We start from the raw sequence: 12,734 nt of genomic DNA, 5'->3' as shown, positions 1-12,734 counted from the left end.
ATAGTGCGGAATATGCAGTAAGTATAATTCACTTGTATTCCACCTGTATTATAAGGAGATCGGGAGTCTGATCTTACAATTAAACCTTTAGTGTTTAACGTGTAAGTTATTTCTAGATCATCTTCGGAGTATTTAATGGTATTAGCTTCGTAAATAAATCGGCCAAATTCTATCCGATTTTTATATTTGTTCTCGATCTTAGAGAAGCGATTTTGGGAATCATAATAAAACGTTGATACATACTCATCGTAGGAACCCTTATTTGTTTCATCTAATAAATGTGTAAAAGATTGTATTTTACAAGATTTATCTTGTGGTGGTTGCTCATCTATTGAGTCACTTTTAGAACAGCTAGTAAACACACTAACAGCCAATAATATCAAAAATATCTTTTTCATAAAATCTAATATGTCTAAACCGTCATGCCCAGAACGGTAAATGCTAATTAAGCGATGGGCATATATTTTCGCTTAAAATAAATTCATTTGTGAGTTAAGTTTTACGGGAATCCGTACAAGAAAGGTCAATTCATTTAGGATGCTGATTTAATACCGATTCATCCCCTATCGATTGGTTAATAATAAAAAAGCGTGGGACGTAACCTAGAGCTGATTGCTGAGAGAGGTACCTAGGAGAACCCTGCACAAACAAACAGATAGGCACGTCCCACGCTTATATATAGCGTAGAACGTCACCTTATCCGCTCTTGTTGTGCAATTGAAAATTTCCTAGGTTTTCTCTTTCACAAGAACTTTAAGCTAACGCTTTATTTCTTCAATATTTTAATACAGTGCAAAGATAAATAATTATTGATTATCAATCTCAAAATATCCTTCATCTTTTAAACTAAGGTATTTGTCATGCGTTACTATCAGATGGTCGCAGATTTCAATGTCCAAGAACTTACCTGCTTCGATTGCTTTCTTTGTAATTGCTCTATCAGCGGAACTTGGCTGTAATTGCTCCGATGGATGATTGTGTGCCAATATTATTTTAGATGCTGATGCTTTCAGCGCAATGGAAAAGATAACTTTCATGTCCACTGGAACGAAATCCTTTCCTCCTCTTGCTAGATCTATAATTCCCAGTACTTTGTTCGCATTGTTAAGTAAGACAACCTTAAACTCTTCTAAAAAGCCCATAACCGATCTGTCCCAGACTTCCATCAATATTTTATAGGCTTGCTGGGAATTGGTTACTAATGGACACTCTGAAATTTTAAATTCGGGAACGAACTCGACCCGAATTTCTGAAACATTTAGTAGATTTTTCATGGTTTGATTGTGTTTTTAATAAATGATTTCCAAGTAGATTGACGTCGGGGGATGATCATTTACACCTGTAGTGCGTAAAATACATATATTAAATTCAACGGCTGTGCATTAACTTCGGACAATTTGCCAGACAGTGCCTTATTCTATTAGAGAGGGGGCGTTTATAAAAGACAGGTATATAGGTGTTTGCGACTTTGGTAAAAAACAGATTACTATAATTCTTTGATATATAGAGGAATAAGGTAGATGTATTTTTTAGACTAGAAATGCCCTCTAATAGATTAAGCAATATTTTTCGGATGGGATCTGATTATTATATTGCCCGCTTTCAAGACACCTGCAAAGCAAAAAACAGGCTCAAAAATTTCATCCTCCGTATGGATTAGAAATTTTTGAAATCCTGTTTTTATTTTTTTAAAACTGATGGGACAGTAACCACTATTTTATAGGGGTAAGAAATCCACTATCCCAAAAACTCAGATCACTTTACATTTATATTTAATATAGAACGAAAGTGATCTAAAATTAAATAAGGTGTTTCTCAACATAGTAACCTTGTACGTTATTCTTTTTAGTTCGCTTACTTAATGAGACATATTTTTTTAGGCCATGTATTGTTGGGGGTACCTTATCAATTTTATGTTTTTTGAGCAGATCAGAAAACTGTTTCGTTAACTTTTCACCTGATGCAAAGGTATTAATAGAAATAACCTTTTTTAACTCGTGAATAAAAGACAAACCAACTCCCTGTTGTGTTTCTTTAGTCTTCTGAATCAGTCTATTTACCTTAGCTTTAGAATGACACTCTGTTAATAGAACTTGTGCCCCCACTAGCTCGTAGGCTTCTATTAACTCTGGAAAGACTGATTGATACTTAGCCTTTATGTGTGATAGCTTTTTATTAGGGATATCAGTCTGCACCTCGAATTCAGCTTCAATTAACTGGTCTATAATTTCGTCCATGATTTCTGTATACGAACGGGTCTCCCCAAATATGTACAAAGAGTCACTTCCACGGCTATGAGATTCTGTAATAGAATTAACTATGTTAAATCGTTTAATTTCTGAATTTAATAATGCACTTTCTTCATATTGTTTTGCAATAATATATGGGGATGAATAATAAGAAATTACCCTATTGTCGTAATAAAAATTATCGACCATATAATAATTAACAGTTCCATTATGCATCATAAAGCACCGGAAGTTGAGAACCTTTTGTAGTTCATCTAAGATTTTTTTAGAGTCGATGTCAGTAACCGTTTCTAATATTTTAAATATGGTATCATATACGCCCTTAAGGATTAACAAATAAGTTTTTATCTCATCTTTGGTCATGTAAGGAACCTCTTCCTTTGTCGTGGAGATAATATGAGTTTTTTTACCAAAATTGGAATTCCTGAACCTCCCTATAATCTGAATCACATCAGTATGTGGGTCAAGTAACGAGTTTAATGATACATTTACATCAGATACGATATAGATACTTACATCTTCTTCTAAATCAATATCAACGGCTGAGAAAAAACGACCAGTTAGAAAGTTGAATTTTGAAAATTTAGATTCATCAATCGACGTTCCAACATGCGCATATTTGTTAGTTTTTAATGTAACAGCACTGGTTTCCGAGCAGAATATTGAACAAGAACTGTGGTTCTTCATAAACTTAATTATTGTCGTGATCGCATCCACACTTGTAAGAAAGATAAAGTGTCTTTTTTCTGAATCGTCGTTCTTCAATAAATTGATTAATGTCTGAATTGAATTATTGGAATCATATCTTGTTATCGTATGGCTAATATCATAATCGGGAATAACATTGTAAATTTGAAATTTATGAAGCTCAAATCTTGGATCACTTGGAATGATGGGCGTTGCTGAAACGAATGCCTTATTTTCAAATTTGAAAAAGTCCTCCATCGGTAAAATAATCTTAGGTCTAAATTTGATGTCCTTATTTACTTTTTCACATTCATCAAAAAGGAAAAAGAATTCTTTATAAACATCTATCTTTAAGATCTTACATGCTTGCATCACTTTGTGGAAAGATTCGGGCGTAACAACAATCTTCTTAAACTCGATAGTTTCATTTTTTAGATATTTGATAACGTCGGTACGTCCCACATTATATTTTACGCCAAGCATTTTTGGAAATTTCTTTTGTTTGCCAACTATGACCGGTGAATTAGGTTCCACTATTATGGAATTCCTTCTGCATTGTAGTTCAAGAGTAGTAGCACCTATTCCTGTTATATTCTTAAAGAGTATAGAATTGGACGGAATGAACGGATCCATCTTATTTGCTATAAATATCTCTTCAAGATTTTTATGCTCTTTCAGAGCGTTTACTTCAATTGTTTTCATCTTGGTGAAATTTTGTCTCCCCCAAGCAGGAGGAGACTGGTTATTACTTTTAGTTACTGCGATCAATAAATTAAAAGGGTAGATCAGCGTCATTCTCCGAATAGTCTTCCATATCCGAAAAGTCATCATATACTTCTTCTTCATAGTCGGAACCAAACAGCTCATCTTCCATGTCTTTTTCTATTAATTCTTTGATCTCGAGACAAGTTTTTGTGGGAATGATGTCTGCAAAATTGTTTAACTCATCAATTTCAAAGGTTGCCATGAGGATTTGGGCCAGACTAAAATTTATTCTAGAATAACCATTCAATTTCTCAAGACCATTGATGTAAGGCATAGTTAGTGTCTTTGTATCAGCAGAGTTGTTCCCTGCTATTTCAAATACTATTTCTGTGAAATATCCACTAACATCGATTCGTAAGAATTTGATACTCTGACATTCTTTTAATCCTGCGAAACCATCTTCAAGCTTCTGCATCCTATTCTTGTCAAATACCGAGATTGCAGTTTCAAAACCTTTGTTTGTTACAGCTAAATTTGCTTGATCTGAGATGCAAGCATGAGCTGTGTTAATGTTAAAAATCATTGTCTTTTTTTTGTTTTAAACTCAGCTTCATTGCTGAATTGTTGAAACAAATTTGCAAACAACGCAAAAGGGGGCAATCTTTTCGTTTTTTAAAGATCACCCCCCATTGAAAATAAGGTTGAAAAAATATTGACGGAATTTACATTTTCAGCAAATCTTTGATAAAGTCCTCCTTTTCTGAATAATTGCCGGATGGTTGTATCAGTTTGGGTGAATCAAGTGGAATCATACTAAGAAAGCGCATAGCGGAAAAGATATATAGATGCTTTTGTTTCAGCATTGGTGCAAGCTTAGGTTCAGCTTCATCGATTAAAATATCCAAGAATTTCATAAGAGATTTTGCAACAAGACTGCTAAAGATTCTTCGTGCGGATTTATTCTTGCTTATTTTAAAACTGCACATCTGTTCATACAATTTTATAAAATATTCCAATGTGAATTCGAATTCTAGGCCTTCATTAATTGCCACACTCAGAATAGAATTGGAAGTGATGAAATTTGTACTAGATCGCCCCCTTATTCTATCGTCAAATTTTGAATATCTATCATCAATTAGCCTATCCAATATTTGTTTTGCACTCACTGGATCAACAAGAATATTATCCTGTGAGATTAAGTTGCCTTTTTCGTCCCTATGTTTGATGGATATTTCACTCCGATTGATATTTTCTCGGATTCGCAACAGTTTTACAAGTTCTTCAACATCTGCAATCTCCCAGTTGATCAATTCTTGATGGTTCATTCCATCACTCTCTTTATTATCCAGTAGCTTATAATGAAGTTCCCACTCATAATCAAGATAGGTATTAATGAGACACAGGCTTTCACAAATGAGGGCAAAAACCATCTCTTTATGATATTGATCAAGATTTTCGTAATCTTCATTTAAAAGCATGGAAGATAGGTCATAGATCATAGAATAATCGTCATGCCAGAACTTTTTTCCATTTTCGGCGATATGTCCCAAAGGATATACTTTGAACGCAAAATGTTGGTTATCTGTCCAGTCTTTGATGTTATAATCATTTTGGTAACACTGTTTTAAACGAAATGGGTTAAGTTTAATGTCTATGTTGAATGGCATTTCTTCTATCATGCCCCAAAAATATAAAAGCCCGTGGATTTACCATCGGGCTAATATGAAATAATGTTACCTTATTCTATTAGAAAGGGAATAGCAAACCAGTAGATCACCTAATAATTATATATAATATAGAAGCAAAGTGATCTAGATGAGAACTCATTTTTTTGATTTGTACAGTGAAGTTGAATCTTATATACTGGGTATATCCTTATCAGTAATATCAACAAAATCCAAAAGGTCTTTTAAATAGTTTTCTGTTTCTTCAATTGATGCATGACGGTTAGCTTTCATTATTTCTGCTAAACTCCAGCCCGATAGGAACTTTTTTACATTGCTAAAATGCTTGAAACTATACATTGTATACCCCTTTTTATCTAATCCCAGTTTTTTAAGTATTGAAATAAATCTTTTATAAGGCCTATTTGGATGGTATGGTTCGTTTCCATATAAGCAGTCATCATTACAAAAAAAATGACAATCTTCATTTATATTCTCAAATGGAGCTATAAGTTTTTTAAAGGTCGGAGTTATGTTTGAATATCCATCTTTTTTATTTTTACTTATATGAGCGGGAATGAAAATAATATTTCTTTCATAATCGTAATGCTTTCTTTTTAGTTGCATAAGTTCTCTAGGTCGAATACATGTGTAATAAATTGATTTTACAAAAAGGGAGAGCATCTTATCTTTGTCGACTTCGAGCATAATCCTTTTAAAATCTTCCTCATTAAAGACTTTATGCTTTTCTGTTTTCGCAACATATCTGCTCTTTATTTTAGATACTGGATTGGTATCGATATATCCTTCCGAAATGCAATATTCAAAAAAACCATAATAGATTCCTTTACAATTATTAAAGGTCTTAGGCATCCATTTTTTTCCAAGGAGAATCATTAGTTTATTTACATGGCTGAACTGAATAGTATTCACCTTAGTCGTACCATAATGTTCATTCAGAAAATTGAGTTTACTTGAGTAACTTTGAACACTTTTTACTCGGCCCCCTTTATCTTTTTGGAATTGAATAAATGACTTAATCGCATTAGATATTAGTGGAATTTCTATTTCGACAGCTTCAACGCTATTAAACTTCCCTCCTATCAAAAGCTGTTCATAATGGATGCGAAGTTTAGAAAATTCTTTGATTTTGTTTTGATAGTCTTTGATACGGTTTAGCCCATCTGATTTACGGTATCGTTTTCCTTCAAAATGGAATTCGATAAACCATCTTTCTTGCGCTTGCAATGTTTTTGTACTCCTAACCTTACCTTGTAAGATTACTGGAGTTGTGTAATGTTTCGTCACAGTTTTGGCACAGTTTTGCAAAACGTGACTTAATGCGATATTCTTGGGAAGCAGTTAATCCTCCTTCATTAAGTCAAACAGACATCTGTAATCCCCTTATTATAAAGGAGGTGTCAGAGTGGTCGAATCCCTCCCTTTCCGCAAAACAAACCGTTTTTAACGCTGTTAAAAACGGTTTTTCTGTTTTAAGTGTTATACCCGCTCCAAAATTAAACCGAAAGCTTTCATTTTTGCGATACTTTCCTCAGGTCTTTCTCTGTCAATTGGCGCCAAACTCTCACGGAAATATTAGGGGAATGTGCAGCAATAATGAAGTTCTTCGGGCTGAGTTAATGGGTCGAACTTCTGTCTGTCAAGTTCGTTGTCTACTTGCGTTTCATAAAAAGTAATCGTCAATAAATTTCTTTTGTCTTGTGTCATTGTTCAGCAGTATATTTTTATCTTTTATAATTCGGTTCTTCAAGTAGAATTGGTTTCGGGTTAAGGAGTACCCATTTCGTTGCAAGTTGGCATAAATAATTAAGTTCGTCTGTTTCTGCATCTCCATTTTTACGGATGTCTTGTACAAGTGAAGTTAGTTTTTCAAGTTCATCAACTGACAAAGCGTTATTTGAAGCTAAATGCACAAGAAATGCGTCCAACATTTTTTTGAAATAAAGATTCCAGTTCCCGCCACCGTTTCTGTATATTTCATCTCTTACTTTACCTGCAATTCGCACAACTTCCCCTTGCACTGTTTTTGCAGATCCTTTTGATGGAATTAAAAGTTCCCACAATTCTTCAAATTGTTTTTGCCAAGTAGTTCCACTTAAAACAATTGGCGATACACCATCGTGCATAACGCGTTTTTTGACTGGTAAAACATTATAGATTTCGTAAAGTTTGTTTAGCGCTTCGTCAGTTTCTTGCAGATAATCTTTGTTGAAATTTTCACGATGAAACTCAAAATTTTCTCCGATACGGGTAATGTTATCTTGCATTTTTTGAGTTATCGCGGTGTTTTTCAGTAGGATATTCGATATTTCTACTAAATTTACGATTTCGATATTATTGGCATGGTTCAGCGCTCTTTCAAGAGGTGTCTGTCTATTTCCATTTAGAACATTTGTATTAGCTCCGTATTCAATCAATTTTTTTACGGAAGTAACATTAAAACTGCTTCCTGCTGCAAAATGCAAAGGTGTGTCTCCATACTTATCAACAGCATTGATATTTGCTCCAAGTTCTAAAAGTACCGTAATCTTACCACTTCGAGCCATTGTGTGTCGATGCAGTGCCGTACGTTCGTAATCATCTACAGCCTCAATGTCTGCTCCGTTCTCTACCAGCCAACGNNCAACGAACTAGCTCGTCAGGAACATTGAAGAAACTAAGAGCAGTTGCTTTTCCATAACCGCCTCGTGCATCTAACTCACAGGTATCATATACCTTTTTGAGATTGTCTATATTATTTTCGTTAATTAATTCGTCAAAATTTTTCGGAAGTGTTTTTTTCTTTTTAGCCATTTTGTTTGTTTATGCTTATATGAAGATATCTTAAATTTGGCAATTTTGAAAAATACACTAACCGCTCATCGTCAATTTCTCCTAATATTATTGCTTCAATATTTTTATTTCCGTTTAACGAAGAAAGGTTTGTATACGTCAATTTGAACTTTTTCAAAGGCGTTGACATTTCCAAAATCTTTGTGTCAGTAGGAATTGTAGATAAGTCAAAAATTCCATTCACAGCTCCTTTGAAAACGCCAAGATGTGCATAGTTGGCAACTGGGCCTTTCTGTTCTAATAAATAATTATTCCAATTCATTTGTTTTAGCGGTTATTCAAAGTTGCAGGTAACTCGAAGATTGGCGCAACTTTGTTGTTTTTAATTATTTATTGTTGTTTGGTACGTCTTAAAATTAAGATATTTTATATTTCAATGGTAAACCATTTACAATTCACTCGGTTTCGTTTATGATTCGGTAAAAACGTATTTTGCACCTCAGCCCACCTGATGCAGCCCCCCTATTGGCGGTAGTTTTTTATCTTTTATAATTCTGTTTGTCAAATAAATTGGTGTTGGGTTAACACCGGATACAATGCAGATCGCGACTATCGCAAAACAATCCATATCGAGCTATCTACGAATAAAACGCACGCGATCCGTACGCTTTATTCGTAGATAGCTACCAGCGTTTTCTCTTACTCCACCGTCCCAGTAAACGGCTTGTTGCAAAGCTTACCACTGTACCGAGCGCTGCAGTGAGCACTGTTTGCAGTACATCGCCTATTTTGTTAAAGACTTTTTTCATTTTGTTTGCATTCTTTCTCCAGCACTCACCAACAACCAAATCGATTAAAATGAAGGGCAAGGAATAAAAATTATACTTCGCGGTTTAGCACATGAGGAATACCGATCTGCTCGCCATGCCGCTGATAGCGGATCTTTTCCAGCTTGTACTGACCGATCGGGATGCAGCTGATCCGCTGGATATTATTGCGCGTTGTAAGGATTGTTCTTGAGTGGATAGAACTCCCCATTCACCTCCTGATACATCGAGATGCCCACGATGATGTACACGACCTTTGCGGCATCCACCACTAATGGCGCCTGGAGGGTTTGCTCGGCATGTACACCGATGAGCGGAATATACCCCGATTTGATTACGACCGGACGTGGCGGAACCTCTTCGGCACTTAGCTCTGCGGCAGCCAGGGTGAAAAGCATATGCGTAGCCCCCGGCAGCAACATGACATCATTCTGCGGATTGAATTCTGGAATGATCAGTGTCGCTTCACCGGCGGCACGATCATAGGCCGTATCCAGTTTTTCGCCCAACAGCATTTTTAGGCTGCTAGCCTGGTTGAACTCAAAGCCTTTGAGCATGGCGCTATTTTCCTCCAGAAAGATGCGCTCACCACGGGCATTCAACGAATCCGACTTTTGGATCCTGTGGATCAGCGAGGTCAGCCTGTTGCGCATGGTGTTGTCTGCAAATGTGCGCAGCAGATTGTTCAGCTGGATCCGCAACAGTTTGGCCGTGCCTGCAGCAGTACCAAATTCGGCCATGTTCTCCCGAGTACGCTGAAAATTGGGATCCGTCTGGATCCGTGCTTTGTCCACACCACCTTTCATACGGACTTCGTAACCGCGACTGCGGTGTTTGCTAAAGGAAAGGTCCCCGACCTTGCCTCTAAACTTGATTAAACTTTCTTGTTTTGCCATGATATTGAGTTTTTAATGACAACACAAAGATGTCGAGGACCAAACTGATCCCTGTCCAAAATGACCGCATATGGCCAACATGGCTTAAATAGACAGCATAAGGCTCGGAATGGCATAATTGGCACTATCTGTCTGTCGTGAAGCAGCATTTAAGTACGGTTAGTGTACTGGGAGTGTACTGAAAAGGTACCAATACCCTACCAAAAAGGTACTGGAGAGCTACTAAAAAGCTACCAAAGAGTTACAGCAATCAGTAGCGTAGCAGTATATAAAATATGGATGAACCGTATCCACGTGGCAGGGTCGCGTTCCCGGATATCGGAAGAATCTGTATGCCGTTAATGGCGGTTTACCACCCTATGTAATAGATCAGATAACATACTTCAAGCTATTATAATACAATTATTTAAAATAAAACAATTGCACAAACGTTAAATGTAAACATTTGTCTACCATTTCAATGTCTTAATAACTTTATGCCGATTATTTAATCATTGTTTCACAATAAAAATAATTTTATACGTTATCTTTAATAGTATAATAAAGAATCGCATTTATCACATAAAATTTATAATAGAAAAAATGGGAAAATTTGTAGTGAAAACAAGAAAAGATGGTGAGTTTCAGTTTAATTTAAAATCAGGAAATGGACAGGTAATTCTGAGTAGTGAGGGCTATAAAACCAAGGCGAGTTGCTTAAACGGCGTTGAATCGGTAAAAAGAAATGCTCAGGACGATGATAAATTTGACAGAAAGACTTCGACAAATGGTAAACATTACTTCAATCTGAAAGCGACCAATGGTCAAGTTATTGGAACAAGTGAAATGTACGAAAGTGCAAGTGGAATGGAAAACGGAATTGAATCCGTAAAATCAAATGCACCCGATGCTACCATCGAAGATCTTGATTAAGGTGTACAACTTGGTTTGCATAAGCAAATAATAAAAAGCCCGAAATTTACGCTCGGGCTTTTTGGTTATACATATTGATCTCATTCCTCTATTTCTAAATAGTTGATACTGGAATAATGTTTTTTCATCAAGCCATTTTTATCGAATTCCTCAACACATGATTGCCTCCTATTTAGGTATTACCAAAGAAACACTAAGCCGCATTCGGGCACGTTCAGTCAGAAGATAATCTGTCTCATTGATTTATTAATGGTATCACTCGTGTTCCAATGAGTTCAATGGACCTGAATATATCTTCTTTACTCAGCCCGGGATTATCCTCCTCCTGTCTTACCTGCCTGTGCTTCACACATATCACGTGTGGGTGTCGACTATCCTCTCTCCTTACCTATTTTACCCATTATCTAATTTTAGCGTATATTTTTTATTAAATTGGCCTTAGAAAACTGATGAGCACGGACCAAGAAACATATCAAAGCTTTAGGATACCCGTTCCGGAGGAATTTGAAACGGTGTTTTCCCATTTTTACTTTGCAGCGAATACATCAAAAAACAATATCACAAAAACACTGCTACCATCATTTCAGACAATGATGGTGTTTAATTTCGGGACACCGGCCTTATTTATCTCCAAAGAAAAGGCAAAAATCAATATTGGTAACTGCATTGTACTCGGCCCAGTTAAACAAGCCTTTTCTTACACTTTACTCCCCGGGACACAGCTATTGATCGCCAATTTCAAAGCTGATGCTTTTTATCGTTTTTTTGGTAGGCCACACCTTTCCGGGGATCAGACCATGGATCCTGACGAGCTCTTGTTGGACAATTGTTTTCACTATTTATGGCAGCAGCTAAATGAAATCGACGATGTGGCAGAGAAAGTAAAGTTTATCTTAAATTTTTGTAAGCCTTACTTGAGGTCGCAGGATGATGTTGCTGCTCTACTTTTCCATTTTCAATCCGGACCACTAAATCCTGTTAAATCTGTTGCCGAGCAAACCGGACACAGTGAAAGAAATATTCAGCTCATCCATAAAAGACATTTTGGATTCAGCGCTAAAGAATTAAGTCGATATGAGCGTTTTATCAAGGCGATTGGACTCATCCAACAACTAGCCGCTTCAACAGGAAAGGTAAACTGGTTTGAAATAATCGAGGAATGTGGCTATTATGATCAAAGCCAATTGATTCACGACTTCAAACATTTTATCAATACTTCACCTAAAAAATTTTTGAATTTTCAGCGTGATGTCTGCAGGGCATCTGATGGTTAGACCTTTTTTCGTTTTCTTACAATTTTCCCGATTGCATTCCTGATAGATTTGTTCCATTCAATCAATTAAAAATAAAAAAAATGAAACATCTCATCATCTATGCACACCCAATTGACGGCAGTTTAAATAATCACTTTAAGCAAATCGTAAAAGATACCTTGCTACGAAATGGACAGGAAGTCATCGTAAGAGATCTCTATCAATTAAATTTTAATCCGGTATTGTCCCGTGATGATATCAACGGCCAACGCCGGGGGATCATTGATGAGGACGTAAAAAGAGAGCAGGACTATATTATCTGGGCCGATGCCATTACTTTTATATACCCCATCTGGTGGACAGGTATGCCTGCCATTATGAAAGGATATATAGACCGTGTATTCAGTTATGGATTTGCCTACAGATATGATGCCGGTGTTCAAAAAGGCCTGCTGACCGGAAAATCGGCATACATCATCAACTCTCACGGTAAATCAACTATGGAATACCAAAAAACCGGAATGGACAAAGCCTTACAATTGACCTCTGATAACGGTATATATGGTTATTGTGGCCTTAAAATCAAGCGACACTTCTTCTTTGATCAGGCTGACCGTGCAGACGATCATACTGTCGAAGCATGGGGATCACAGCTCAGACAGGTCTATTTAGAAAATGAATTAGCTGTTTAAAATAAAAAACTACTGTGCTGCCTAGCAATCGACAAAAAATCCGGGAAATGAAACTG

Annotated in this window: 12 protein-coding genes; 3 read left to right on the top strand and 9 right to left on the bottom strand. The window is 36.2% G+C overall.

The genetic code is table 11. The features are described 5' to 3' along the window. The 9 genes from B4A24_RS13685 to B4A24_RS13645 all read right to left on the bottom strand — a co-directional run. Positions 1–398, bottom strand: a 398-nt coding sequence (locus B4A24_RS13685) for a hypothetical protein (RefSeq protein WP_293945651.1), incomplete at its 3' end; no start/stop codon positions are given. A 408-nt stretch (positions 399–806) separates the two neighbouring features. Continuing rightward, on the bottom strand, positions 807–1,274 hold the full coding sequence (locus tag B4A24_RS13680) for a JAB domain-containing protein (protein ID WP_293945649.1): 468 nt from the start codon (positions 1,272–1,274) through the stop codon (positions 807–809). Positions 1,275–1,799: 525 nt separating this feature from the next. Then, the gene (locus B4A24_RS13675; protein ID WP_293945648.1) at positions 1,800–3,638 is read right to left on the bottom strand and encodes a hypothetical protein; all 1,839 of its coding nucleotides are present in this window, start codon (positions 3,636–3,638) and stop codon (positions 1,800–1,802) included. 70 nt (positions 3,639–3,708) lie between these two features. Continuing rightward, positions 3,709–4,224 carry a hypothetical protein gene (locus B4A24_RS13670; RefSeq protein WP_293945646.1) on the bottom strand — a complete coding sequence of 172 codons (516 nt, stop codon included), beginning with the start codon at positions 4,222–4,224 and terminating at the stop codon, positions 3,709–3,711. Between the two features lie 139 nt (positions 4,225–4,363). Then, positions 4,364–5,320, bottom strand: coding sequence for a hypothetical protein (locus B4A24_RS13665; RefSeq protein ID WP_293945645.1), 957 nt, complete (start codon positions 5,318–5,320; stop codon positions 4,364–4,366). Between the two features lie 177 nt (positions 5,321–5,497). Then, positions 5,498–6,613, bottom strand: a complete 1,116-nt coding sequence (locus tag B4A24_RS13660) for a tyrosine-type recombinase/integrase (RefSeq protein WP_293945644.1) — start codon at positions 6,611–6,613, stop codon at positions 5,498–5,500. 437 nt (positions 6,614–7,050) lie between these two features. Further along, entirely contained in the window at positions 7,051–7,872 is an 822-nt protein-coding gene (locus B4A24_RS13655) for an ankyrin repeat domain-containing protein (protein ID WP_349681733.1), read from the bottom strand. 239 nt (positions 7,873–8,111) lie between these two features. After that, positions 8,112–8,420: a hypothetical protein gene (locus tag B4A24_RS13650; RefSeq protein WP_293945643.1), complete on the bottom strand. Its 309-nt coding sequence runs from the start codon at positions 8,418–8,420 to the stop codon at positions 8,112–8,114. A 669-nt stretch (positions 8,421–9,089) separates the two neighbouring features. After that, complete coding sequence (locus B4A24_RS13645; protein ID WP_293945642.1) at positions 9,090–9,821, bottom strand: hypothetical protein; 732 nt, start codon at positions 9,819–9,821, stop codon at positions 9,090–9,092. A 582-nt stretch (positions 9,822–10,403) separates the two neighbouring features. Here B4A24_RS13645 and B4A24_RS13640 point away from each other — a divergent pair. From B4A24_RS13640 to B4A24_RS13630, 3 genes are all read left to right on the top strand, one after another. Beyond that, positions 10,404–10,733: a YegP family protein gene (locus tag B4A24_RS13640; RefSeq protein ID WP_293945641.1), complete on the top strand. Its 330-nt coding sequence runs from the start codon at positions 10,404–10,406 to the stop codon at positions 10,731–10,733. A gap of 449 nt (positions 10,734–11,182) precedes the next feature. After that, the gene (locus tag B4A24_RS13635; protein WP_293945640.1) at positions 11,183–12,007 is read left to right on the top strand and encodes a DUF6597 domain-containing transcriptional factor; all 825 of its coding nucleotides are present in this window, start codon (positions 11,183–11,185) and stop codon (positions 12,005–12,007) included. Positions 12,008–12,087: 80 nt separating this feature from the next. Next, positions 12,088–12,678: an NAD(P)H-dependent oxidoreductase gene (locus tag B4A24_RS13630; RefSeq protein WP_293945639.1), complete on the top strand. Its 591-nt coding sequence runs from the start codon at positions 12,088–12,090 to the stop codon at positions 12,676–12,678. The last annotated feature ends 56 nt before the right edge of the window (positions 12,679–12,734 follow it).

It is taken from the genome of Sphingobacterium sp. UBA7249 (genome assembly GCF_002472835.1).
Taxonomy (GTDB): domain Bacteria; phylum Bacteroidota; class Bacteroidia; order Sphingobacteriales; family Sphingobacteriaceae; genus Sphingobacterium; species Sphingobacterium prati.
This window is presented reverse-complemented; position numbering and strand designations above follow the sequence as displayed.

What these genes read in the sequence shown, in the direction of transcription:
- B4A24_RS13680 (WP_293945649.1), bottom strand. Translation starts at nt 1,274, where the DNA reads ATGAAAAATCTACTAAATGTTTCAGAAATTCGGGTCGAGTTCGTTCCC.
- B4A24_RS13675 (WP_293945648.1), bottom strand. Translation starts at nt 3,638, where the DNA reads ATGAAAACAATTGAAGTAAACGCTCTGAAAGAGCATAAAAATCTTGAA.
- B4A24_RS13670 (WP_293945646.1), bottom strand. Translation starts at nt 4,224, where the DNA reads ATGATTTTTAACATTAACACAGCTCATGCTTGCATCTCAGATCAAGCA.
- B4A24_RS13665 (WP_293945645.1), bottom strand. Translation starts at nt 5,320, where the DNA reads ATGATAGAAGAAATGCCATTCAACATAGACATTAAACTTAACCCATTT.
- B4A24_RS13655 (WP_349681733.1), bottom strand. Translation starts at nt 7,872, where the DNA reads ATGGCTCGAAGTGGTAAGATTACGGTACTTTTAGAACTTGGAGCAAAT.
- B4A24_RS13650 (WP_293945643.1), bottom strand. Translation starts at nt 8,420, where the DNA reads ATGAATTGGAATAATTATTTATTAGAACAGAAAGGCCCAGTTGCCAAC.
- B4A24_RS13645 (WP_293945642.1), bottom strand. Translation starts at nt 9,821, where the DNA reads ATGGCAAAACAAGAAAGTTTAATCAAGTTTAGAGGCAAGGTCGGGGAC.
- B4A24_RS13640 (WP_293945641.1), top strand. Translation starts at nt 10,404, where the DNA reads ATGGGAAAATTTGTAGTGAAAACAAGAAAAGATGGTGAGTTTCAGTTT.
- B4A24_RS13635 (WP_293945640.1), top strand. Translation starts at nt 11,183, where the DNA reads ATGAGCACGGACCAAGAAACATATCAAAGCTTTAGGATACCCGTTCCG.
- B4A24_RS13630 (WP_293945639.1), top strand. Translation starts at nt 12,088, where the DNA reads ATGAAACATCTCATCATCTATGCACACCCAATTGACGGCAGTTTAAAT.